Origin of the sequence: Hyphomonas johnsonii MHS-2, from assembly GCF_000685275.1 — a bacterium.
Classification (GTDB): domain Bacteria; phylum Pseudomonadota; class Alphaproteobacteria; order Caulobacterales; family Hyphomonadaceae; genus Hyphomonas; species Hyphomonas johnsonii.
Genome location: NZ_ARYK01000002.1, coordinates 230,158 through 254,831, shown reverse-complemented (window position 1 = coordinate 254,831; position 24,674 = coordinate 230,158). Strand labels below are relative to the sequence as shown.

General features: G+C 59.2%; 20 protein-coding genes. 12 read left to right on the top strand and 8 right to left on the bottom strand.

The genetic code is table 11. The features are described 5' to 3' along the window. The first annotated feature begins 400 nt into the window (after positions 1-400). The 3 genes from HJO_RS06095 to HJO_RS06085 all read left to right on the top strand — a co-directional run bounded on the left by HJO_RS06095 (position 401) and on the right by HJO_RS06085 (position 2,659). Entirely contained in the window at positions 401-1,543 is a 1,143-nt protein-coding gene (locus HJO_RS06095; RefSeq protein WP_084141626.1) for a PAS domain-containing sensor histidine kinase, read from the top strand. Further along, on the top strand, positions 1,540-2,166 hold the full coding sequence (locus HJO_RS06090; protein ID WP_035614970.1) for a response regulator transcription factor: 627 nt from the start codon (positions 1,540-1,542) through the stop codon (positions 2,164-2,166). Before HJO_RS06095 ends, HJO_RS06090 begins: the two co-directional genes overlap by 4 nt. Positions 2,167-2,266: 100 nt before the next feature. Next, positions 2,267-2,659 (top strand): response regulator, encoded by a 393-nt coding sequence (locus tag HJO_RS06085; RefSeq protein ID WP_084141623.1) that lies wholly within the window; start codon positions 2,267-2,269, stop codon positions 2,657-2,659. Positions 2,660-2,820: 161 nt separating this feature from the next. On the opposite strand, the gene galK is transcribed toward HJO_RS06085, so the two are convergent. Both galK and HJO_RS06075 read right to left on the bottom strand, forming a co-directional pair. Continuing rightward, positions 2,821-3,855: a galactokinase gene (galK, locus tag HJO_RS06080; protein WP_035614967.1), complete on the bottom strand. Its 1,035-nt coding sequence runs from the start codon at positions 3,853-3,855 to the stop codon at positions 2,821-2,823. Beyond that, positions 3,852-4,931 (bottom strand): galactose-1-phosphate uridylyltransferase, encoded by a 1,080-nt coding sequence (locus HJO_RS06075; protein WP_051618335.1) that lies wholly within the window; start codon positions 4,929-4,931, stop codon positions 3,852-3,854. The genes galK and HJO_RS06075 overlap by 4 nt, the downstream gene beginning before the upstream one ends. A gap of 117 nt (positions 4,932-5,048) precedes the next feature. Between HJO_RS06075 and HJO_RS06070 the strand changes: the two genes are divergently transcribed. Beyond that, entirely contained in the window at positions 5,049-7,124 is a 2,076-nt protein-coding gene (locus tag HJO_RS06070; RefSeq protein WP_156945436.1) for an alpha-galactosidase, read from the top strand. Then, the gene (locus tag HJO_RS06065) at positions 7,121-9,094 is read left to right on the top strand and encodes a beta-galactosidase (RefSeq protein WP_035614957.1); all 1,974 of its coding nucleotides are present in this window, start codon (positions 7,121-7,123) and stop codon (positions 9,092-9,094) included. The genes HJO_RS06070 and HJO_RS06065 overlap by 4 nt, the downstream gene beginning before the upstream one ends. A 21-nt stretch (positions 9,095-9,115) precedes the next feature. On the opposite strand, the gene HJO_RS06060 is transcribed toward HJO_RS06065, so the two are convergent. The 3 genes from HJO_RS06060 to HJO_RS06050 are packed head-to-tail and all read right to left on the bottom strand — an operon-like array spanning position 9,116 to position 11,067. Further along, complete coding sequence (locus tag HJO_RS06060) at positions 9,116-9,319, bottom strand: YgaP family membrane protein (RefSeq protein WP_035614954.1); 204 nt, start codon at positions 9,317-9,319, stop codon at positions 9,116-9,118. After that, positions 9,316-9,783 carry a thioredoxin domain-containing protein gene (locus HJO_RS06055; protein WP_084141620.1) on the bottom strand — a complete coding sequence of 156 codons (468 nt, stop codon included), beginning with the start codon at positions 9,781-9,783 and terminating at the stop codon, positions 9,316-9,318. Before HJO_RS06055 ends, HJO_RS06060 begins: the two co-directional genes overlap by 4 nt. Positions 9,784-9,792: 9 nt before the next feature. After that, positions 9,793-11,067, bottom strand: coding sequence for an NAD(P)/FAD-dependent oxidoreductase (locus tag HJO_RS06050; protein ID WP_035614952.1), 1,275 nt, complete (start codon positions 11,065-11,067; stop codon positions 9,793-9,795). 153 nt (positions 11,068-11,220) lie between these two features. On the opposite strand from HJO_RS06050, the gene HJO_RS06045 reads away from it, so the two are divergent. The 7 genes from HJO_RS06045 (at position 11,221) to HJO_RS06015 (ending at position 20,938) form a co-directional block, all read left to right on the top strand. Continuing rightward, complete coding sequence (locus tag HJO_RS06045) at positions 11,221-11,580, top strand: rhodanese-like domain-containing protein (RefSeq protein ID WP_035614950.1); 360 nt, start codon at positions 11,221-11,223, stop codon at positions 11,578-11,580. Next, positions 11,567-12,568, top strand: a complete 1,002-nt coding sequence (locus HJO_RS06040) for an efflux RND transporter periplasmic adaptor subunit (RefSeq protein WP_035614947.1) — start codon at positions 11,567-11,569, stop codon at positions 12,566-12,568. The genes HJO_RS06045 and HJO_RS06040 overlap by 14 nt, the downstream gene beginning before the upstream one ends. After that, a complete protein-coding gene (locus HJO_RS06035) occupies positions 12,565-15,822 on the top strand; it encodes an efflux RND transporter permease subunit (RefSeq protein ID WP_051618332.1) in 3,258 nt (1,085 codons plus the stop codon). Before HJO_RS06040 ends, HJO_RS06035 begins: the two co-directional genes overlap by 4 nt. Then, on the top strand, positions 15,822-16,142 hold the full coding sequence (locus HJO_RS06030) for an ArsR/SmtB family transcription factor (protein WP_035615369.1): 321 nt from the start codon (positions 15,822-15,824) through the stop codon (positions 16,140-16,142). Before HJO_RS06035 ends, HJO_RS06030 begins: the two co-directional genes overlap by 1 nt. 177 nt (positions 16,143-16,319) lie before the next feature. Beyond that, complete coding sequence (gene asnB, locus HJO_RS06025; protein ID WP_035614946.1) at positions 16,320-18,245, top strand: asparagine synthase (glutamine-hydrolyzing); 1,926 nt, start codon at positions 16,320-16,322, stop codon at positions 18,243-18,245. Between the two features lie 160 nt (positions 18,246-18,405). After that, a complete protein-coding gene (locus tag HJO_RS06020; protein WP_084141617.1) occupies positions 18,406-19,722 on the top strand; it encodes a serine hydrolase domain-containing protein in 1,317 nt (438 codons plus the stop codon). 139 nt (positions 19,723-19,861) lie between these two features. Next, positions 19,862-20,938, top strand: coding sequence for a bile acid:sodium symporter family protein (locus HJO_RS06015; protein ID WP_241764679.1), 1,077 nt, complete (start codon positions 19,862-19,864; stop codon positions 20,936-20,938). Positions 20,939-20,957: 19 nt separating this feature from the next. On the opposite strand, the gene manD is transcribed toward HJO_RS06015, so the two are convergent. The 3 genes from manD to uxaC are packed head-to-tail and all read right to left on the bottom strand — an operon-like array spanning position 20,958 to position 24,543. Further along, on the bottom strand, positions 20,958-22,166 hold the full coding sequence (gene manD / locus HJO_RS06010) for a D-mannonate dehydratase ManD (RefSeq protein WP_035614942.1): 1,209 nt from the start codon (positions 22,164-22,166) through the stop codon (positions 20,958-20,960). Next, a complete protein-coding gene (locus HJO_RS06005; RefSeq protein ID WP_051618331.1) occupies positions 22,163-23,098 on the bottom strand; it encodes a sugar kinase in 936 nt (311 codons plus the stop codon). Before HJO_RS06005 ends, manD begins: the two co-directional genes overlap by 4 nt. A 5-nt stretch (positions 23,099-23,103) precedes the next feature. After that, positions 23,104-24,543 carry a glucuronate isomerase gene (gene uxaC / locus HJO_RS06000; RefSeq protein ID WP_035614940.1) on the bottom strand — a complete coding sequence of 480 codons (1,440 nt, stop codon included), beginning with the start codon at positions 24,541-24,543 and terminating at the stop codon, positions 23,104-23,106. Between the last annotated feature and the right edge of the window lie 131 nt (positions 24,544-24,674).

The window sequence follows — 24,674 nt, the reverse complement described above, 5'->3', positions numbered from 1 at the left end:
CCTGATTTCCTATTCCAAGCCCAATACCGTTCACCGGCATTGACCTGTATAAGGGAACATACGTATGTGCCGCCTCGCCGCGCCTCTGCGATAAAAGGGGGCGAAATCATGGAGGCAGACACATGAAATGGCACGCGGGCGTCGCTGTCGGACTGGGCTTGGTCTTGATCGGCGCATTGAAGACTTGGGCGCACGTTGAGGCGGCAAGAACACTGACCCTTCCAGGCTGCCTCGGATCTGAATTCGTGATCCGTCTGGGGGCGCCAACAGCCATGCAGGTGCATTGCTGGGGCTGTTACGCCGTCCTGATGGGCCTTGTTCTGATTGCGGGTTCTTTCGCTTGGTCGCGCTGGGAACGACAGATTATGCGCCCGGCCCTTTCGGTCCGATCCGGAGCGTAATGCCCAAGCCATTCGACTCCCAGGACGATCATTCCCTAAGGTCGCTACTTCACACCGTCCTGCTGTCGGTACCGGACGCAATGATCGTGATCAATGAAACCGGCGAAATCGTCGCCTTCAGTGCAGCGGCCGAGAAGCTGTTTGGATATAGCGTGGCGCACGTTACCGGCAAGAATGTCCGCATGCTCATGACGGAGACTGACCGCGCTCACCATGATCAGTATATCGCAAACTATCTCGACACAGGTGAAGAGCAGATTATCGGCATTGGGCGAGTGGTTGAGGCCAAGCTGGCCAATGGCGACAAGATTCCGGTCGAGTTGAAAATCGGTGAAGCCAAGGTGGGCGATCAGCGCCTGTTCACCGGTTACATCCGGGACGTGTCGGAACGCCAGGCCGCAGAGCACCGCATCAGTATAATGCAGGCAGAACTATACAATTTTTCGCGCCTGAGCGCCGTCGGCACGATGGCGTCCGCGATGGCGCACGAGCTGACGCAGCCGCTGACGGCAGTCTCCAACTATCTCGAAGCCGCCCGGGACTTGTTGGACACACCCACTGAAGAAGTGATCTCAATGGTCAAGGAGGCGCTTGGCGCAGCATCGGCGCAATCGGTTCGTGCAGGACAGATCGTCAGGCGATTGCGGGACTATGTCTCGAGAGGTGAGATCGACACAAGACCGGTCGACATCGGCCCATTGATCCGCGATGCAGCTTCGCTGTCCAAGCTTGGAATGGAGGGGCCGCTTCCCCGTATCATCGTCAGGATAGAAGCTGACCTGCCGATGGCGCATGCCGACCGCCTGCAAATACGTCAGGTGATTGTCAATCTGGTCAAGAACGCGATCGAAGCGACGAGCAATATCGCATCTCCGCAGATCTGGATCACGGCATCCCGCAGGGACGAACTCCATCTGCAGGTCGATGTGCGTGACAACGGCCCAGGCCTGGCCGAGCATCCGGACCACACCCCTTTCGATCCCTTTCACAGCTCAAAACCAAACGGAATGGGACTTGGCCTGTCGATCTGCCAGACAATCGTTGATGCTCACGGTGGCTCGATCTGGGTGGAGGCCAATCAGCCCTGTGGCGCTGCATTCTGCTTTACGCTAAAAACCGTGGAAACTGGACAGGACGCTTGAGAGATCAAAGATACATTCACCTGGTGGACGACGATGAAGCGATCCGCCACTCGGCGAGTTTCATGCTGCGTCATGCTGGCTTCACGGTGCGCACATACCGCGACGGTGTGCATTTCCTGGATGAACTGGACCCGGCCCAGGCCGGCTGCATTCTGCTTGATGTACGTATGCCGGTTCTGGACGGGATTGCCGTTCTTGGCGCACTAAGTGAACGTGGCATCGATATGCCGGTGGTCGTCCTCACCGGACATGGGGACGTTTCGGTCGCGGTCGATGCCATGAAGGCCGGTGCAATCGATTTTATAGAAAAGCCCTACGAAAAGCAGGTTCTGCTCGAAGCGATTAATGCCGCGTTTGACCGCCTGGACGATACCGTAGCCCAGCGTACCCGCGAAACAAAGGCGCGCGCGCTGTTGGCCGTTCTGACACCGCGCGAACGCGACGTACTTGAACGGCTGGTCGAGGGCATGACAAACAAGACGATCGCGGCTGACTTGAGTATTTCCGCTCGGACGGTCGAAATCCATCGCGGGCATCTGATGGAGAAACTTGGCGCCGACAGCCTGTCAGCGGCTCTGAAGACGGCGTTTCAGGCTGGCATCGGCCTTGAAGATCATAAGTAATTGTCCGTAACGACAGGATGATTATGTCTCAGCTAATCTATGCAATCGATGAGCGGCCGGATCGTCAGAGCGTACGCCTGCACGCGAGCAAGGACTTTGCATGGTGTCTTCAGATTGGCCTCAGACAATTGGGAAACTTCTCCTGGTTGATGATAATGATGCCGTGCGCAGATCTTTTTCAATCATGCTCAGGGCGCGTGGGTACTCCGTGGAAACCTACCGAAGTGGCGTAGAAGTCCTGTGTAACCGCGTCCTGCCGGACGTCGATTGCCTTTTGATAGACTACAAGATGCCTGGCATCGATGGGCTCGAACTATTGGGGCGCTTGCGTTGCAAGGGCCTGTTGGTTCCGGCGCTGATGATCACGGGCTATATCTCCTCAACTTTGGAAGTCCGGGCGCGAGCGGTGGGTTTTGCCGACATAATTGAAAAGCCGCCGCCGGTGGATCTCCTTGTTGAGCGCATCCAGCGCCTTTTCGAGCCGCCAGCGTAGAACAACATGTACCGCTTCCAACGGCATGGTGCGGAAGCGGGGCGACGGGACCTAGGCGCGGCCATGTCAAAACGTGCGCGACTGATATGCGGGCAGGGCCGCGAGCACCCTTCCAGACGCGTCGACTATGCGCAGCATTTGAGGTTGGCAGGAGGCCTGCGTCAGGCGACTCGCGCGATTGAGGGATGGCGAAGTTTGAGAGCACTCCACCATGTCTCCACGTGATCCGGATCAACAAGCGCGACGATACAACCACCGAATCCCGCACCCGTGATCCGGGCACCGTCAGCGCCGAGGCGGACAGCATCTTGAACGAGTTGGTCAACCTCCTGAACTGAGACATCCATGTCGTCGCGCAGCGAGTCGTGGCTCTCAATCATCAATTGGCCGAATCTTGAACGGTCGCCTGCGCGCAATGCGGCAATGGCGTCTAGAGACCGCTTGGCTTCGGTTGCTGCATGTCGCGCTCGGCGGCGGAGGGGATCATCGAGCGTGGTGATCGACACCAGGTCGGCGTCACACAGGTATTCCACGCCAAGTGCCGCGGCGGCAGCAAGGCACTGGTCGCGCCGGATCCTGTAGCGACCGTCGGACAGGGCCCGGTTGACACCTGAGTGAATAACCACAATTGCCCACGTCTCGGGCAGGCTCAGCAGCGCGTAGGAACAATCTCTTGTATGAAGTGCAAGGGCCACACCGGGCTCTCCCAGGGCAACAGCCATCTGGTCCATGATGCCGCACGGGACGCCGATGAAATCATTCTCGATTTTCTTAGCTGCGGATGCCAGTGAAGCCCCATCGACATTGCCATTTCCGATACTTGCCGCTTTGAGCGTTGCCACGATGATGGCAGCTGACGAGGACAGGCCAGCGCCAACTGGAATAGTGCTGTGGACGCTCAGGTCCTGTCCGCCCTGGATCCAGTTCTGGTCCCTCGCATACTGCAATGCGCCGCGCACATAATCTGACCAATGGCCTTCAGCGGGGGCGTCAACGGAAAAATCCTGGATTGCCTCGAAGTTCGTGGACCTGATCCGGTCCAGGGTCATTCCGTTGGCGGCTAGCTGCACCGTCACTGAGGGTGCCAGCGCCATTGGCAATACAGTGCCGCCATTGAAGTCGATCCACTCTCCGATGAGGTTCACACGGCACGGAACCGTCGCCACCTGCGCGGGGAGCCGGGAGGATCTCGTCATACTGCCCGGAGCCTTTCGGCTGCCTGTTCCGGCACGACATCGACTGTGAATATACCGGTAAACTGTTCCACGCTGGCGAGGTATTTAAGCCGGCCGGCATCGCGCATGACCGGGAAGAACTGGACAGTGAATTGAAACTCATCCCCTGCTTCACGCGGCGCGGCCTGAAAGCTCATCATGTAAGGCATGGGCACACCGAACAGGCCATCGAGTCGGCGCGGAATATCGCCGAGCATTCGGGCGAGCGCCTCGATGCCCGCTCCATCAAGGTCCCAAGGGCCACGGCAGGGCCGGTTGGGCATGATCCATGTCTCAAATGGAAACCGTGCGAAGGGTGGAGAAAACGCGGTGCAGTGATCGTCTGAAGCGATATCGAAGACACCGTTCCACGACGCATGGTCCGCGATCAGGTCATAGCCGGATGCGAATGCCCGTGCAGCCGTTGCCTGTGGCTCAGGGACAATGGCAAACGCGTAGATCTGACCGTGTGGGTGGGGAAGTGTGACTCCAACATCCCGACCCCGGTTTTCGAATGGCAAGACATAGGCCGCGCCACCTTCGAAATGTGCCTTATACCTGTCGATGAGCGCTTCAATAAGCAATACGCGCCGCTCCTGCCCTATGCTTTGCAGGTTCCCTTCGGACTCGTCTGTGTAGACAATCACTTCGCATCGTCCATTCGCAGGACCTGTTGCCCATTGGCTGGGGCGCGATTGGTCTCCATCGGTTTGCAGGCTGGAGAATTGATTGTCAAAGACAGCCAGTTCGAACGCCGAGAAAGGGATTTCCGTGGGCGCTGATCCCGGACGCCCGGGAGCGAGAGGATCCGCTGCGGTTGCGGGCATGAACGTTCGTGCCTGGCGGTGCGGCGAGTAAATAGCCCACGTGTTGCGAAGCGGGTCGCGGCGAATTTCTGAGCGATGGTTGCCGGAACTGACCAATTCAGGACCTGCTACGCCTAATGGGGGCTCGAACCCGTAGAGAGATACCTTGCGTCCATCGGATTTGATATGGTCACGCCGGAACAGCGGCCGCGAGCGCCCCGCGAGATTCACGATTGCTTTGTCTTCTTCCATGGGGCGCGCCAGTATTCGGTTCTGATTTGAATCTAGTTAAATCATGCTGGATGGATTGCGATAGGGTTGATCGAGGCGCACGCGGTCCTGACCGTGGCGCGATATTGGGATATTGTAATGAAATCAAGTTCAATCAGTGGAGGTGGGTTGACCTGCGCGGTGGCATGGACGCCGGAATCCGGGTTCAGGCTGGCATTCCTTGGTCCGGATGAGGCAGACGATGGCGCAATACGTTTGCGCTTGGAAAAGTTGCCAGCCAGCCCTGATATCGTACCGGGCGCCAGTCTGATGGCTCAGCGAGGCACGGGCTATGCAGGCGTTGGCCTGTTGGATGCAGTCTGTTTGCCAGAGCGATTTGCCGTCAGGCTGCTCCCATCGGGAATGCGCAAGGTCTCGGACACGCTGCTCGTGCTTGAAGCAGCGGACCCTGCCTGCAACATTCGGGCGGAAACATCCCTGGAAATAAGCGACGGCGTGCTCACTGTCTCGACATGCATTTTCAATGAGGGATCAGGCAATGTAGACGTCCATCGCTGCGCTGCCGGCTTGTTGCCGCTAGATGACTGGAGCAGCGACGTAATCCTGTCCTTTGGTGCCTGGGCCAGGGAAGGGCACATGTCGCGGATTCCCATTGAGTCGGGGCGTATCCAGTCTGTGTCCCGCCTCGGCCGAACGGGTTTTGACGGCTCGCCTGCGATGCTCGTTTGTGAACGCTCGGCAGGCGCCGACAACGGACGCGCGCTATGCGCGCATCTGGCCTGGAGCGGTAGTCATTCGGTCAGCGTCGAGCGTCTCCCCGATGGTTCGGCAGAACTCTGCGCGGAAGCGCTCTACGAACCCGGCGAAATCCAAATCTCCACCGGGGGGCGGTTTACTACCCCGAAGCTCATCGTCGCGGTGGCTGGGAATGGATTTCAGGAGTTGAGCAATAGGCTGCATGCGTTCGCCCGTACGCGATCGCGTCGCGTGTCGCGGCCCGTGCACTTCAACACATGGGAGGCTTGTTACTTTGATTTCGACAGCGACTCTCTTCGCAAGCTGGCGACCCAGGCCGCCGAAATTGGCGCAGAGCGGTTTGTTCTGGACGATGGCTGGTTCATCGGACGGCGCGATGACTCGAGCAGCCTTGGCGATTGGGAGCCGGACACTGAACGGTTCCCGGATGGGCTCGGGCCACTGATTAGCTATGTGCACAGTCTCGGAATGACGTTCGGACTGTGGGTTGAACCGGAAATGGTGAGTCGCAACAGCGCTCTCTATCGTGCGCATCCGGAGTGGGTCCTGGGATACCCTGATGCCGACGCTCCCACCGGGCGCAACCAGCTTGTCCTGGACCTGTCGAACCCGGATGTGCAGGACTACCTGTTTGTGACGCTTTCCAAATGCCTGGATGTCGGTGGCATCGAGTACCTCAAATGGGATTGCAACCGTGAGCTATATCCTGCGGCAATTGATGGACGTTTTTGCGCGCATTTGCATACGCTTGGCGTCTACGCGTTGATGGATAGACTGCAGGCGCGGTTTCCTGAACTCGAAATCGAAAGTTGTGCCAGCGGCGGAGGCAGGATCGATTTCGGCATTCTCCCTCGTGTGACCAGGTTCTGGGCAAGCGATGCCACCGATGCGCTGGATCGCATTCGCATCAATCAGGCCCTGTCCCGGTATGTGCCGGTGGAAATGATTGGCTCACATGTCGGACCGTCACCCAACCACATAACAGGACGAGTGTTCTCGATCCGCTTTCGGGCTCTGGTGGCCATGTTCGGTCATTTCGGACTGGAACTCGACCCATCCGCTTTATCGGATAAGGACAAGATCGCGCTTGCGGATGCCGTCGAGGTTTACAAACGGTTCCGGGGCTGGATGCATTCGGGCCGTATCCGAACGTTGCCCACGGCCGACAAGCACCTTGATGTGACTGTATTGGAATCAGCGGACGCTGAAAATGTGCTCGTTCGTGTGTTGAGAACGGGTATGTCTGCCAGGCCGTTACATGCTCGAATCGTGCTGCCAGAGCTTCAGTCCGGATCTGCCTACGCTGTTTCGGAAGTCGCTTTTGATGGTGGCCCTGACAGCATGATTGGTCATTTTTCGGCTGAAGCTCTGACCTGGTCCGGATTGGACATGGACCCCCAAAAACCCAATCAGGGGCGCCTGTTTTACCTTAGCCGCCTGGAGCCCGGACGATCATGAACCTCGGTGTTTGCTACTATCCTGAGCATTGGCCTGAGGCTGACTGGGCTGATGATGCGCGGCGCATGCGGGCGCTCGGCCTGGACCTGGTGCGTATCGGTGAGTTTGCGTGGTCGAAGATCGAACCGGCGCCGGGCGTATACACCTGGTCTTGGCTCGACCGTGCGATAGAGGTGCTGCACGCTGAGGGGCTGGGCATCATCCTCTGTACGCCCACTGCCACGCCGCCCAAATGGTTGGTCGACCTGCATCCTGAAATCCTGCCATGGGATAAGCACGGTAACCCAAAAAGATTTGGATCGCGGCGCCATTACTGTTTCTCATCTCCAGCATATCGGCGGGAAAGCGCGCGGATCACTGAAGCGCTGGCGCGTCGCTATGGCGACCATCCAGCTGTGGTCATGTGGCAGACGGACAATGAGTACGGGCACCACGGAACGCATGAGAGCTACTCCCCGGATGCAGCAAGGGCATTCCGGCGCTGGCTGCAGCGCAGGTATGAATCGATCGATTCCCTGAATACGGCATGGGGGACCGCATTCTGGTCTCAAGACTACAGGTCGTTTGACGAGGTCGATCCTCCGAATGCCACGGTCACCGAATCCAATCCATCTCAGCATCTCGACTACCAACGCTTCTCGAGCGATGAAATCTGCGAGTTCAACAGGGAACAAGTGGATATCCTGCGTCGCTACAGTCCCGGCCGACGGATCGCCCACAATTACATTGGAGATTTCACAAAGCTTGACCATCATGCAATCGGTGCATCGCTTGATATCGCTGCCTGGGACAGTTACCCGATTGGCCTTCTGAGTGAGGGAGATGCCAGTGAGGCGGACAAGGCGCACTGGCTTCACCACGGCCACCCAGACTTTGCCGCGTTCAATCACGACGTCTTTCGGCAGTGTTCGGCGCAATGGGGCGTCATGGAACAGCAGCCGGGCCCTGTGAACTGGGCCACACATAATGCGGCGCCAGCACCAGGAATGGTGCGTCTATGGACATGGGAGGCTTTCGCGCACGGCGCCGAATTCGTCAGCTATTTTCGCTGGCGGCAAGCCCCCTTCGCGCAGGAACAGATGCACGCAGGGCTCTTGTTGCCCGACCGCCAGGAGACGGCAGTGCTGAAAGAGGTCGCGCTGGTTTCAAGCGAACGAGACACGATCGGGACCCCGGAAACAACGCTAGCCCGTGTCGCGATTGTCCTGGACTATCCAAGTCTTTGGCAACAGGAAATCCAGCCACAGGGGCGATCAGGTTCGGCGCTCAAATTGGCACGCGCACTCTATTCCGGCTGTAGGAAATTGGGGCTCGATGTGGACATCATTCCACAAGGTGCAGACATGAGCGCGTATGCGCTCATCATCCTGCCAAGCGTTTCGATCCTGGATGCGGAGATGTGCGGACGACTGCGCGACAGCGGCGCGAGTGTCCTCGCGATGCCTCTCACGGGATCGCGAACATGCGATGGACACATCCCCGAGAACCTGTCTCCCGGCCCGTATGCGAACCTGCTGCCCATGCAGGTGCGCGTGTTTGAAAGCCTTCCGCCGTATGTGAAAATCGGCGTCAATTTGGATGGCCAAGCATTCTCCGGTTCGCTTTGGCGTGAGTCCGTGACAAGTATCGCGCAGGCGCTGGCTGTATTCGAAAATGGTGAACCTGCCTGGCTTCGGAATGAACGCATGCATTATCTTGCCTGCTGGCCGGACGAGCCCTTCCTGTTGCATGTCCTTCGTCGGATATGCCGGGAAGAAGATCTGGAAGTTCGTGACACCGGTCGAGACCTTCGCCTCCGCCGTGCCGGGAATATCCAGTTTGCCTTCAACTATGGCTCGGACGCCATAGACCTTGCATGCGTCGGTGCGCCGGAGAAGGGTGCAGACTATCTGATCGGAGCGCGAGTCATGCAGGGCGCAGGTGTCGCTGCCTGGCGCATTCAGCTTGTGCTGCCCGACAAGATGGAGTGAGCCGCTTGCACACGGCGCAACTCAATGAAATGCGCTGCCGGATTTGACGCCCGCCCATTTGAAGATCACCGCAGCCGGACAAAAACCGGTAAAGGCAGACTGCAACAGGTTGAGCCCTGCAAAGGCGTTGAGCAGGTAGAAGGCAGGGTGGATCCAGTAGCCCAGCGCCAGGCTGAGCAAGACGACGGTGCCGGCGAAAGCGAATATTGCGCGGTCGAGGTTCATGCGAAATCTCCAGTCATGTTAAAAGTTGAAAGAATCCAGCGGGTAAGCGCATCCCCGGCGAGCGCGCCGGCCTGATGAGCGACCTTGGTCCCGTTTGCGTAGGCGACCAGCGTTGGGATGCCGCGAACACCGAGGGCGGCAGAGGCAGATTGGTTCTTGTCGGAATCGAGTTTGAACAAACGGACCCGACTCGCGAGGGTTGCCGCTGCTTCCTGGTATGCTGGCGCCATCATGCGACATGGGCCGCACCAGGGGGCCCAGACGTCAAGCACGAACGCACCCGTATCCCGTCGCTGCAATTTTGACAGCATTGCCGCATCAATATCGACGGGGGAGGGGGTGGCGAGGGATTGATGACACTTTCCGCAGGTGCCGTGGGTCAGGTCGCGGCCGAACGCGGTGCGATTGACCGCGCCGCACGCGTGGCAGACAAGCATCTGATGGGATGGAGGGCTATCAGTCATTGCCGGTTCTCACTTCTTCAGCTTGTGTGTCTTCAGCATTCCGAGAGCAGCGTTCTCGAAGAATGTTTCAGTCTGGCCCGTGCGGATCTTTCGAAGAAAGAATTTCTCAAAACCCACCTTTGCCAAGTGAACCCAGCTTCCGGATGCGGACCAGTTCACGTTGCGCGGCGGTATCTGCGGCTGCGCGATGAAGGCGACGCCGCCGTCTCCGAAGTCGGCGATACAGATCGCGTTCCAGGTCGCTTCGTGTGTTGGCTCCTTGCCCTGAATCAGTGCGGCGATGTTCTCGGTAGTGGCCGTCACCATGGATTCAATCATGAAACCAGTCTTGGGAACGCCGACCGGCACGGGCGTCGGGCCGGTCGGCGCAATCGCGATACAGACGCCTATTCCAAAAATGTCAGGATAAGTCGGATTGCGCTGATGTTTATCCGTGATGACGAACCCTTTCGGGTTGACCAAGCCTTCGACGCCGCGAACCGCCGCAACGCCGCGAAAGGCAGGTAGCAGCATGGAGAACGACATTGGCAAAGTGTGCCCGGCTTTGATCGACCCGTCGGCGTTCATTTCATCGACCAGCATTTCGCCGTCAGAAATCTTCTTGACCTGTGCGTTGGTGATCCACTTGATGTGGCGCTCGCGCATTTCACTCTCGAGCAGGCCCTTTGTGTCGCCGACGCCATCGAGTCCGAGGTGGCCGATATAGGGTTCGGGGGTCACGAAGGTCATCGGCACCTTGTCCCGGATTTTCCGCTTCCGTAGTTCGGTTTCGATGATCATTGCGGTTTCATAGGCGGGGCCGAAGCAGGATGCGCCTTGAACTGCGCCGACAACAATCGGGCCTGGGTTTTTGCAGAATTCTTCAAAGGCCTTGTGGCCGACAACGGCATGGTCGATGTGGCAGACGGATTGGGTGTGACCATTTTCAGGGCCGAATCCTTCGATCGCGTCAAATGCGAGCTCCGGACCCGTGGCTATCACGAGATAGTCATAGGCAACCTTGGTGCCGTTTTTCAGGCCCACAGATTTGTTCTGCGGGTCAACTTTCTCGGCCTGTCCTACGATGAATTCTATGCCGCGCTTCTTCAGCGGACCCGCAAGGTCGATCACGATGTCCTTGCGATCACGCCACCCAACGAGAATCCAGGGATTGGATGGCACGAACTGGTAAAAGTCGGTTTCGTTGATGATTACAACGTCATCAGAGCGCCCAAGCTTCTTGCGAAGCTCGTATGCCGCGATCACGCCGCCCAGACCCGCACCCAATACGACCACACGCGCCATGACACTCGCCTCCTGAATTGTTCTTGTCGAAACGACCATATATGTATATGCGAGAATTATAAAATGCGCATTATGTCACATAGAAGTGACTGCGCTCCGCCGTTAGATTGCTGACGCTGCCTCAACCGGGGTGGCTCCACTTGAGGAAGCTATATGTCCGACCATCGCGATTTGTCCCCCGATTCAGTGTTCAGCCGGCTGAAGGCCAGCGAGATCATCCTGATTGACGTGCGCGAGCCCGCCGAATTCGCGAACGAGCGTATTCACGGTGCGCTTCTTCACCCGTTGTCGACTTTCGAGGTCAAGGCGATTCCGGAATCCGACCGGCGTATGGTTGTGTTCCAGTGCGGATCGGGGAAGCGCTCGCGTAAGGCGCTCGACATGTTTATGGCGGCGACCGGGTGTGAAGCCAGTCATCTGGAGGGTGGGATTGGGGCTTGGAAGGCAGTCGGCAATCCAACCGTCAAGATCAACCCGTCCACAGGTCAGGTTGAAGATCATGGCCATTACTAGCTTTCCCGCCTTCCTTCTGGCGCTGGGTTTTGCCTTTGTCTCCGGTTCAGGAGTCGCGGCGCAGACGCTGACCGTGCAGGAGAGCATTGTCGTCGACTATCGCCCCGTCGTTGCGCGCGTGGAATCGGGAGACACGGCGACAGCGAGGTCCCGGCTTCAAGGTGTAGTCACACGTCTGGCCATTGATGAGGGCGTTCAGGTCAAGGCCGGCACGGTCGTCGCCGTGATTGTCGATGGAACGCTGCAGCCGCAGCTCGCGGCGCTGTCGGAGAGGATAAGTGGGCTCCAGGCCCAGGTACGCCAGAAGGAAGCGGACATTGCCCGCCATGCGTCCCTGCAGGCCGACGGATTCTATCCAGCCGCCCGGCTTGAGGAAGAGCGCACAGCCCTGAATGTTTTGCAACGGTCGCTCGGCTCGGCCACGGCCGAACGCAGGGCTCTCTTGGCCCGGCAGGCGGAAGGACAGATCAAGGCGCCCGCCGACGCACGTGTGACCCAGGTCAACGTTGTCGATGGTGCTATTGTATCGCCGGGAGAGACAATCGCGCGATTTGCGACCCTGGACGGTATCGTGCGCCTGTCTTTGCCCGAGCGCCACGCGTCGCAGATTTCTGAGGGCGGGACAGTGACCCTGCGCTTGCCCTCCCGCTCGGGCGACATTCGGACTGCAACCGTCATCAAGGTGTATCCGGAGTTACGAGATGGCGCTGTCGTCGCTGATGCGACTGTACAGGGCGGACTGGATGCGCTGGTCGGCGAACGAGTGGACGTTCTCGTGTCGGTGGGAGAGCGCCGTGTCATCCAGGTGCCCGCGAATTATGTTTCGACCCGCTACGGAGTGGATTTCGTTCGCGTGAAGGTCGCTGATCGGTTCGTCGATGCGCCTGTGGCGCTTGCTGCGCCGCTGGTTGACGTGAATGGACAACTGGAAGTGCTGTCCGGGCTCCGCGTCGGTGACGTCATAACACTCCCCGAGACGCGGAAATGAAGACCGATATTTCCGGTGCGATCACCCGCGCGACCATCCGATCACCTCTGACGCCGCTCTTCCTGCTTGCGGCGCTTGCCGTCGGTCTGATTGCGCTCATGACAATCCCGCGGGAAGAGGAACCGCAGATTTCGGTTCCGATGGTTGACATCATGCTGTCAGTCCCGGGGCTCAACGCGGCTGACGTTGTCGAACAGGTAACCAAGCCGCTCGAAGAGATCATCAAGGCCATACCCGACGTCGAGCACGTCTATTCCCAAAGTCAGGACGACCGGGCCCTGGTCACCGCACGCTTCCTTGTCGGGACCGATGCGGATGCGGCGATCTTGCGGATACATGAGAAGATCCAGGCAAATATGGATCAGATACCGCCCAATGTGCCGATGCCTCTGATCATCGGCCGCGGGATCAACGATGTCCCGATCGTTACGCTGACGCTTTCGCCCGAGCCCTGGACGGGTGATGTGTGGACCGATACGTCGCTGCGCCTGCTGGCAGACGAGTTGCGGTCGGAACTAATGAAGGTAAACGACGTCGGCGTCACGACGGTCACGGGCGGGCGGCCTCTGGAAATGCGGGTAGAGCCGGACATCGAAGCGATGGCGTCTTATGGTATTCCCCTGCAAACGCTGGTCGAAACCGTCCGCCAGGCTGCCACATCAATGCCTGCCGGTGTGGCGCGGCGCGATGGTGAAGTTCTCAAGGTCGATGCGGGCGAACAGATCAATTCGGTCGGCATGTTGCAGCGACTCGAGTTGCGCGGCAGCGCCGGGCAGCCGGTGTATCTGTCAGACGTCGCGACCGTCCGGGTGGTCGGCAGCGAGACGGAATCGCGGGCATGGACTCTCGATCGACGCCCGGATGCATCAGGATTTGATGCGGCTCCAGCCGTTACGCTGGCGCTCGCGAAACGGCCGGGCGCGAACGCTGTGAAAGTCGCCGAGGCAATTTTGGCGCGTACCGACACGCTGAAGGGCGGCCTTGTGCCCGAGGGCGTCCGGGTCGAAGTCACGCGCAATTATGGCCAGACCGCCGACCACAAGGCCAACGAGCTGCTTTATCATCTCGGCCTCGCCACGGTGTCGATCGTGATCCTGATTGCGTTTGCGATCGGTTGGCGCGAAGCGCTGGTGACATTGATTGTCATACCGACCACGATTCTGCTGACACTCTTCGCGTCGCTGATGATGGGCTACACAATCAACCGGGTGAGCCTGTTTGCGCTGATTTTTTCGATCGGTATCCTTGTCGATGATGCCATTGTCATCATCGAAAACATCGCGCGCCATTGGGCGATGGATGACGGACGAACACGGACAGAGGCAGCAATCAATGCCGTGTCCGAAGTCGGAAATCCGACGATCATTGCGACATTGACCGTCATTGCAGCGCTTTTGCCGATGATGTTCGTGTCCGGATTAATGGGGCCATATATGGCCCCGATTCCGGCGAACGCATCAGCGGCGATGGCGTTTTCCTTTTTCGTCGCAGTGGGAATAGCGCCATGGCTGATCATGAAGATTGCCGGTGGTGCGAAGGCGACCAGCCATTCCGGTCATGCGAAGGAAACCCGCATCAGCCGTTTCTACCGCAGGGTCGCGGCGCCAGTGGTGGCGTCGCGCCGCAGCGCGTGGACGTTTTTGCTGGTAATCGGCTTTGCAACGTTGGCTTCGCTCGGACTGTTCGCCACCAAGTCCGTGCCTGTCAAATTGCTGCCCTTCGACAACAAGTCCGAACTGCAGGTTGTTGTGGACTTGAAGGAAGGCGCCTCCGTGGAAGACACGGAACGAACACTGTTCGCTCTTGCTGACGCGATGCGCGACGTCGAGGAAGTTGAAACCATCCAGGCGTATGCCGGCACGGCCGCTCCGTTCAATTTCAATGGGCTGGTGCGGCATTACTTCCTGCGCAACACATCTGAGCTTGGAGACCTGCAGGTAAACCTGTCAGAAAAGGAAGACCGCAAGCGCGCCAGTCACGAAATCGCCCTGGATTTGCGGGAACGTCTCGCGGCCGTTCCTTTGCCTGCTGGCGCCAATGTCAAGGTTGTCGAGGTCCCGCCTGGACCGCCGGTGCTGTCGACTCTCATGGCGGAAATTTACGGCCCGACTCCCGATGTGCGGCGACAGACCGCCGGAATTGTCCGAAGCCTGTTCGAGGAGACGGACTTCATTGTCGATGTAGATGATTCCCTTGGCGAGCCCGCGCGGCGTTTGAGAGTTGCCGTGGATGAACCAAGGGCGGCAACCTACGGTGTCGCACCTGGCGACATTCTCGATACGATTACTTTGGCTTTTACGGGACAGACGGTCGGCGCGGCGCCGCGTAGCGAAGGGCGGGATCCGCTCGACATTCGCATCCGGCTTCCGAAGGCTGCCCGGAACTGGTCGCAGGAAGTCGCCGCCATTCCGGTGCCGCTGCGCGCGGGAGCCGAGGGGCAGGGACCGGTTGAACTCGGCGCTGTTGTCGAGGTCTCAGAAACAGAAGGATCTCAACTGATCTTCCGGCGAGACGGTCATTTCGCTGATCTCGTCACAGGTGAGCTGGCCGGAAAGTTTGAAGCACCAATCTATGGCATGTTCGAAATTCAGGACCGTATCGACGCCTTGGACTGGGCAGGGGTGGGGCTCGAAAAGCCATTGGTACGCATGTATGGCCAGCCGGACGACGAATCGCATGTCAGCATCCTTTGGGACGGTGAATGGGAGGTGACCTACGTAACCTTCCGCGACATGGGCCTGGCCTTCGGGGTCGCTCTTGTGGGAATTTACATCCTCGTGGTCGCTCAGTTCGGGACGTTCCGGGTGCCATTGATAATCCTTACGCCAGTACCGTTGACGTTGATTGGCATCATGCTTGGGCACTGGATGTTCGGTGCGGCGTTCACTGCTACGTCAATGATCGGCTTCATTGCCCTTGCGGGAATCATAGTTCGCAATTCGATTTTGCTGGTTGACTTCGTGCGCCATCGCCAGGACAGCGTGACACCCTTGAAGGATGTGCTGCTCGATGCTGGCGCGGTTCGCTTCAAACCGATCTTGCTGACGGCGCTGGCCGCGATGATCGGTGCGTCGGTCATACTGACGGACCCGATTTTTCAGGGGTTGGCAATTTCCCTGTTATTCGGCCTTGCCTCGTCGACCGCCCTCACTGTTTTGGTCATTCCGGCAATCTATATAGCTATTCGAGGCCCCGACTGGCTGCCGGCCGGACCAGCGGCTCAAGAAGAACCTGCAACCGAGGAGACCCGATGATGGCCCGTCACAAACCTTCCACACCAGAAGCTTTCGAGGTGATCTCCGGCCGTGTTCACGAAGCTGCGGGTGTGCTCAAGGCAATGGCCAGTGATACGCGCCTGAAAATTCTATGCGCCCTGAGTGAGGGGGAACTTCCAGTCAACCAGCTCGCGCAGATGACCGGGCAATCCTCGTCGGCTGTTTCACAGCATCTCGCCAAGTTGCGCTCCGCTGGCCTGGTGACGGCGCGGCGCGAAGCGCAGACCATTCACTATTCATGTACCAACGGGATCGGCAGGGCGCTGGTCGATACGCTTTGTGATTTTTATACAGGCTAGCCCCGGTTTCCGGTGAGCCCGGCACTTCAGGCACTGCCACTTCCTCCTTCACGTTCCTTGAGTCGCGCCGCCCGCGACTACCACCGTAGATGGTGGTGGTTCCGCCAGAATTAGGGTGACAAATGGAGGGATACCGTCTTGACTGGCCCCTTCGGGAAGAGTGCGAGGGGCAGATTTGTGTGTGGTCTAGTTGCAGGAATTGGACGGCGGGTCGTCGAGCGGTCCGCCATCGAGAAGGGACTGACCGCAATCCACCATCGCGGTCCTGATGAGACCGGTGTCTGGCAGTCGAATGACGGACATGCATTCCTGGCGCACGTCCGTCTCTCCATCGTTGGCCTAGATAATGGCTCCCAACCCATCACCAGTGCGGACGGGAATGTCCATATCGTCGTGAATGGGGAATTCTATGGCTACCAGGCCCTGAGGGACGAGCTGCGGCAGGAAGGTGTTGTATTTCACACTGATACTGACAGCGAAGTGGCCTTGCACCTTTACCTTCGCCGTGGATTGCAGGCGCTCGAACGGCTGAGCGGCGAGTTCGCGATCGTCATCATGGACGAGCGCAAGCAAGCGCTGATCGGGATCCGCGACCGGTTCGGCATCAAGCCCCTGCATTACGCCATACACGAAGGGACTGTCTATTTTGCGTCGGAAATCAAGGCGCTGGCTGCTGTCGGCGTGCCTGTTGCCTGGGATCTTGAAGCCACCTATCTCGAAGCGTTCTGGGTGCGTGACCATGAACGGACGCTGTTCAGGAATATCCATTCCGTGCCCCAGGGGCACTATGCGATTGCCAAGGATGGCAACCTGCAAACCTACCAATACTGGGATTGGAAATTTCCCGTTGCCGAAGACATGGACAGCGATACCAGGACCGACAAGGATATCATCGACCAGTTCAGGAGCGTGCTGGAAGCTGCGATAGCAGGGCGGCTTGTGGCTGACGTGCCGGTCGCCTGCTATCTCAGCGGCGGCATAGATTCCTGCGCAGTGCTTGGTCTCGCACAGCCATATCTGCGCAAGCCGATCGAATGTTTCACGCTGTCATTTGACAATCCAATGTATGACGAGCTTGCGATTGCCGAGAAACAGGCGGCCTTGTCGGGTGCCAATTTCAATCCGGTCAGGGTGACGCGTCAGCAGCTGGCAGACGCCTATGCTCAAACCGTCTGGCATTCCGAGACACCCTTGGTCAATTGCAACTCGGCCGGGAAGTTCCTTCTGAGCAAGGCAGTCAACCAGGCCGGTATCAAGGTCGTTTTGACGGGCGAAGGCTCCGACGAGATGCTCGCCGGATATCCGACATTCAAGCGTGACGCCCTGATGCACCACCCAGAGGGTCGGTCGGCGGACGAGACCGAAAAACTGCTCGAGGTGATGTTTGAATCGAATGCGGCGACGCGGGCCATATTCATGCGACAGGGCAGTGATGACCCCTTCATGAAAGAGGTCGAAGCCCGCATCGGCTGGGTGCCATCGTTCATTGAAACCTACAACCAGCTGGGCCGGATCACCACGAGCGTGTACCGGGAAGAGTTGACGAATTCCATGGCGACGGTGAATCCCATTGCGAACGTACTGGATCGCCTGCCGATATCGATGGCTGTATCCGGGCGTGCGCGTCTGAACCAGGCCTTGTACCTGAATTCCAAGACACACCTTCCGAACTTCATCCTGACGGCCCTTGCCGACCGAATGGAGATGGCCCATTCGGTCGAAGGGCGCGTGCCATTTCTCGATCACAAAGTGGCCGAATTCGCCGCCAACATGCCCCTGCGCATGAAGGTCAGCGGTCTCAGCGAAAAGCATGTCCTGAGAGAGGCCGCTAAACACGTCCTGACGGACGAAGTGTACAAACGCGAGAAGCACGCATTTTCGGCGCCCCCGGCCACTGCAGACGATGACCCGATGATGACGTTTTACCAGGACGTCCTGGCATCAAAGGCGCTGGACGAGCAGCCCATATTCGACCCTGCAAGGGCGCGGAACGTTTTCGGTATGCTGAAGATGATGCCCGACGATCAGAAGATCGCCTTTGAAGGTCTGCTCCAGAAAATTGTCTCTGTGACTCTCATGCACGAACAGTTTTCGATGTCGTGACGCAGGTCGGGTAGTGGGACAGGCCATGTTCTTACCAAGGTGTTTCACGGATCGACCACATTCGAGGTCTCGCTAAAGCTGAACGATAACCAAACGCTGGTAAACGCTCCGAAGCAGATTGCAGCTCGGCGTGCGCATCCCGGGCAGTTTGGAGTTGAACATGTTCGGTCATTGGTGGCAGGTGGGTGGAGCCGTCCTCGTCGGAATTCTGGCGGTCGCTGGCCTGCTGGGCGTCCTTTTCAAGGACACGATTTATCGGCTCGTCCTGGCGCTTTCCCTTTTTTCCGGCGCTGACCAGAGCAATCGGTTCAACCGGATTGCCGATATATACCCCACGTCGACCGTGCCGGCGTCGCGGCGCCCGCGGCCTTTTCCAGAAGGCGCTGCGATCGGCTTGCCCCGTAAGTTCCGGTTCGAGGATGGCTATTCGCAATCTGATGAATTCCTCAATTCCACGGACACGTCCGCTCTCCTCGTCCTGAAGGATGGCGAACTATGCTTCGAGCAATATGCCCTGACGGGCGGTCCCGACGTAAACTGGCTGTCATGGTCGATGGCCAAGAGCTGCGTTTCTGCGCTTGTCGGCATCGCCATCGAAGAAGGGTTCATTCAGTCGATCGAAGAACCAATCACCAAATATGTTCCCCAACTCGAGGGCTCCGCATACGGAGGTGTGCGGATCAAGGACGTGTTGCAGATGAGCTCGGGCGCATCCTGGAACGAAGATTATAGCGACCCGAAATCTGACATAAACCGGTTCGCCCGGGTGTTTGCGTTCGGCAGGTCGTTCACGAAGTTTGCAGTGTCGCTTAGGCCGGCGCGCGAACCCGGGAAGTACAAGCTCTACAACTCGGTTGATACCCAGGTGCTGGGCCTTCTCGTGGCGGAAGCGACGGGATGCACATTGACCGAGTATATGCGGGTCAAGCTCTGGGAGCCCATTGGCGCAGAATCGCCGGCCCACTGGATTCTTGACAGCGACGGCGTTGAAATGGCTTTCGGCGGACTGAACGCGACGGCGCGGGATTACGCGAAGCTGGGTGAACTCTATCGCAATCACGGCCAGTGGCATGGTCGGCAGGTGGTGCCGTCTGACTGGGTCAGCGCATCGCTGACGCCGGATGCGCCGCACCTGGCAGTGAATGCGGAGACATTGCCCGACGCGCCCCGTGGCTACGGGCAGGATCTCGGCTATGGGTTTCAATGGTGGCTGCTGGACGGTGACGAGGGTGAGTTCGCCGCGATGGGCATCTATAACCAGTTCATCTACGTGAATCCGTCTCGTAATATCACGATAGTTAAATTGTCGGCCAATCGGCAATATGGCGTCGGACAGACGGAAGCCTACAGCCGCGAGATGGAATCGATTGCCCTGTTCCGCGCCATCGCACAGACGGCTGGCAAGGTGCGGCAAGACGATGAGCAGGATGCCGAAGTCCCGATGACCATGCCTGCGCGGCAAGGTACCTGGGGGTAGGTACTGCGGGTGGCATAGGGGGGCGTCGCTCCATGCCTGTCGCCAAGCGGGCGATCTTGTGCGTCTGACCGGGAATATGTGTTGAGTGGCTGGTGCGGCGCCGATAGGTTGGCGCATCTCAATGCTGGCATATAAGGGTATGGCGCGTTTCCGGGCCACCCGGGGTCGGGCAGGAGCTAACTGGGCCATCCAGCGAACAGGGGCTTTTATGAAAGCGCGGATTATCGCGGCAGCGCTCAGGATTGACCGGTTCCTGCTCTTGCTGGTCGCTACAGTGGTAATTGCCAGTATCCTGCCGGCGCGCGGCGACTTTGCCGATATCGCATCGCTGGTGAGTGATCTCGCAATTGCCCTCCTGTTCTTTCTGCATGGTGCGAAGCTGTCCAGGCAGGCGATCATGGCCGGCATTCGCGCGTGGCCGGTTCACCTTCTTGTCCTGCTCGCCACGTTCGTGATGTTCCCGATATTCGGGGTTGTTGCGCGACAGGTCGCGGATATCTGGCTGGATCCGAATATTGGCGCGGGGATACTCCTGTTGTGTCTCATGCCGTCCACCGTCCAGTCATCGATCGCCTTCACGTCAATTGCGGGCGGCAACGTACCGGCTGCTGTTTGCAGTGCCTCCGCGTCAAGCACGATCGGCGTGTTCCTCACCCCGCTTCTTGTGGCCATGCTGATGTCGGGCAGCGGGAGCGGCGGCTTGTCGCTGGACAGTATATACGCGATCGCTCTGCAACTGCTCCTGCCGTTCGCGGTGGGCCATCTGGCGCGGCCACTCCTCGTCAGATTCCTCGACCGCTACAAGGCGCTCGTCACGAAGGTTGACCGTGGTGCAATCCTGTCCGTTGTCTACGTTGCCTTCAGTGCCGCCGTGGTTGAAGGCCTCTGGTCTCGCTATGCACCGTCAGATCTTCTCTGGACGCTGCTGATCTGCACAGTGATCCTGGGGTTGGCACTGACGACCACAACGACCGTTGCCCGTCTGCTCGGCCTGAAGAAGGAAGATGAAATCACGGTCGTGTTCTGCGGATCGAAGAAAAGCCTGGCGTCGGGTGTGCCAATCGCGAGCGCACTCTTTCCCGCGGCGATGGTCGGGCCGTTGATCCTGCCTTTGATGCTGTTCCACCAGATCCAGTTGATGGCTTGCTCCGTGATTGCGCAGCGTTACGCGACCGCCCGCGCCGAGGCGGAGGCCGAGCCGCCCGCCTCCGCCTGAACACGCGCGCGAGCGGACTTCACCAGTTCCACAACGTACCATCCGTCAGGCGCGCAATCGGCAGTTGCTTGGGTTCGTAAGGATATTTCGCCGCAAGACTCTCGTCGATATCAACGCCTGTGCCCGGTGCGTCTCCTGGATGGAGATAGCCATCCTTGAACGTGTAGGCGTGCGGGAAAACGGCGTCCGTTTCCGGCGTGTGTCGCATGTATTCCTGGATGCCAAAATTCGGCACCCACAGATCGAAGTGCAGCGCGGCGCCCATGCAGGCCGGCGACAGGTCCGTCGCGCCGTGGCATCCGGTCCGCACCTGGTAGAGCGCCGCGAGACCGGCGATCTGACGCAGCTGCGTGATGCCGCCTGCGTGGACAACGGTTGTGCGGATATAGTCGATCAGCTGGTTCTGGATCAGCTCCCGGCAATCGTGGATCGAGTTGAAGATTTCGCCCACGGCGAGGGGTGTAACCGTGTGCTGGCGCACGAGGCGAAAGGCCTCCTGGTTTTCTACGGGGGTACAATCCTCCATCCAGAACAGATGGTGCGGCTCCAGTGCCTTGCCCAACCGCGCGGCCTCGATAGGGCTCAGGCGATGGTGCACGTCGTGCAGCAATTCGATATCAGGCCCGTGCACTTCGCGCAGGCGTTCGAACAGTTTGGGTGCGGTCTGGAGATAGCGCGAAGTGTCCCACAATGTCTCTTCCGGCAGCGTGCTGTCGGCCGGTTCGTAATACATGCCGCCCTTGCCGACACCGTAGGCGCCCTTGACGCCGGGTATGCCCGATTGTGCCCGGACGGCCCGGTAGCCCATGTCAATGTAGCGGCCCACTTCGTCGACCGTTTGTTCGATGTCGGCGCCGTTCGCGTGTCCGTAAACCAGCACGCCGTCGCGGGATGCACCGCCCAGCAGTTGGTAGAGCGGCATGCCGGCAGCCTTGGCCTTGATGTCCCACAGGGCTGTGTCGACCGCCCCGATAGCAGCCATTGTGACGGGCCCCCGGCGCCAGTAAGCGCCGCGGTAGAGGTATTGCCAGATATCTTCGATCCGGTGTGCGTCCCGGCCGATCAGGAGTGGGATAAGGTGGTCCTCGAGATAAGCGACAACAGCTTTTTCCCTGCCATTGAGTGTCGCATCGCCAATGCCATGCACACCCTGGTCGGTTTCGATTTTCAGGGTCACGAAATTGCGGCCGGGACAGGTGACGATGACGCGCGCGCTGGTAATCTTCATGATGGGTCCTCAAGGTCAGACAGGCGGGGGAGGGCGGTACGAGGCACGATCGCACCCGGATGGGCACAGATCGCTGACGCGGTTTCGGATGCGAAGCGCAGGCAGGTGGCGGGCGCGAGACCGGCGTGCGCCCCGACGAGCCAGGCAGCGTTGAACCCGTCTCCCGCTGACGTCGTGTCGATCACTTCAGGCGGCACCACGAAGGGGCTGGAATGAACTGCCTCGCCGATACGGCACATTGCGCCGCCCTTACCGGCCTTGATGATGACCGCGTCGGCGCCGCTGAATTCCGGTCGGTTGAGAATGGAAAGGGGCGTTGCTTCGCTGAACAGGGCGGCTTCATCTTCGAGACCTGGAAACACGATCGAGCTGATGCGGTAAAACCGCCTTACCCAGTGCTGCGCCGCCTCGACACTGTTCCACAGTGCGGGACGGTAGTTCGGATCAAAGGCGATGCGTGCGCCCCGCCCACGGGCCTTGAGGCAAAGCAACTCGAGTGCGCTGCGTTGTGCTTCATGGAGAACGGCGAGCGTGATGCCGCTGACATAAACGATGTCGGCTAGGTCCAGCGCCAAACGCTGGTCGGCCTGTAATGTATCGACGAACCGGCGCGCAGGTGAGTTCGCGCGCCAGTAGGAGAAACGGCGCTCGCCATCGGCATCCGTTGAAATCATGTAGAGGCCAATTGGGCTGTCCGGGTCCCGGTAGACACGCAGGCTGACATCCAGCCCGTTCGCGAAGGTCTCGAACCGCCTGGAGAGGACGTCTCTGCCGATGGCAGACACGAATTCGGTGTGCCACGCATCCGCGCCGAGCATGCCGACATAAGCAAGCGTGTTGAAGACATCTCCCGCGAACGACAGCGCGATCTGTCCTGCGGGCAGGTCCAGCAGTTCACCCATTGCTTCACCGAGGCCGACGATACGCGGCATGCAATTCAGTCCATTCCTGTTGGGCGGGAATCAAGCTTGTAGGCGTCGCGGACCAGCCGATCCGTCAGTTCGAACGCAAGGTCGAATGCTTCGTCGGCGTCCAGCCGCCCTTCAGCGACAAGGCCTGCGAGATAGCGGCAGTCCATCCGACGGGCGAGGTCGTGGCGGGCCGGGATCGACAACAGGGCCCGCGTGTCGTCATTGAATCCGGCTGTGTTGTAGAAACCGGCGGTCTCCGTCACCTGCTGACGGAACCGCATCATACCCTCCGGGCTGTCATGGAACCACCACGGTGGCCCCAGGCGCAGGCACGGATAATGTCCGGTCAGGGGGGCGAGTTCCCGCGCATACGTGGTTTCATCCAAAGTGAAGACGATCAGCGTCAGATCAGCATTATTGCCATGCTTGTCGAGCAACGGCTTGAGGGCGTCCACGTAGTTCGTGGCGACCGGTATATCCGCGCCCTTGTCGGTCCCGAATTGGGCGAAAAGGGCTGGGTTATGGTTCCGGAAACTTCCGGGATGCAGTTGCATGACGAGCCCGTCGTCCAGGCTCATGCCCGCCATTTCCGTCAGCATTTGCGCTCGGAAAAGTTCGCAGTCTTCGGGCGAGGGACTGGGCAGGCGCACCCGGTCAAACAGCGCACGGCATTCTGTGACTGACAGGTTGGCGGTTCGCGCTGTGGGGTGCCCATGGTCTGTCGCTTTTGCGCCCATGACCTTGAAAAAGGCACGCCGCACCCGCAATGCCCTCAGGTAACCCTCCCAGGTATCCGTCCTCTCGCCGGTCAACACCGCCAGTCGGTCGAGGCGCTCCGCCAGCCCGACGCGGGCCGGGTCTAGGACGTCGTCGGGGCGGAACGTGGTGACGATACGATCGCCCCATCCATCCGCATTGAGCGTCCCATGGTGATCAAGCGGGTCGAGCGCGCCTTCTGTTGTGGCAAGGAACTCCACCTTGAACCGGTCAAGGATCGCGCGCGGCCGGTAGGCTGGGGTGGCGAGGGCTTCGGTGATCGTGTCGTAATAGGCGTCTGCCGTGCCGGCATCGAGTTGGTAGTCAAACCCGAAAACCTCAGAAAAGACGTGATCGAACCAGGCGCGCGTCGGTGTGCCGCGAAAGAGGTGGAAATGCTTGGCGAACAAGCGCCAGGCGGCCCGCGTGTCGGTCGATGTCGTACCGTCGCGCCGTGGCACGCACAAGTCCTCCAGTCGGACGCCCTGACTGTAAAGCATTCTCAATACATAGTGATCCGGGACCACGAGCAGCGAGGCGGCATCCGAAAACGGTGCATTGCTGGCGAACCATGCAGGGTCCGTGTGGCCGTGCGGACTGATGATCGGCAAGTCCGAGACAGTTGCATAAAGTTCGCGAGCGATGGTGCGCACCCTGTCCTCGGGCGGAAAGAACCTGTCCGGATCGAGGTTCAGGGGCCGCTTGGTCATGGGTGAGGTTCTCTGAAGGTATCGTCACGCGTTTGGCGGGAACAAAAGGTTTTCAATTGGCCGAATGTCATTTTGCGCTGCCCGTTTCCACCGTTCAAACTTCCTCTGTCCTGCGCCAGGCATCCAGCCAT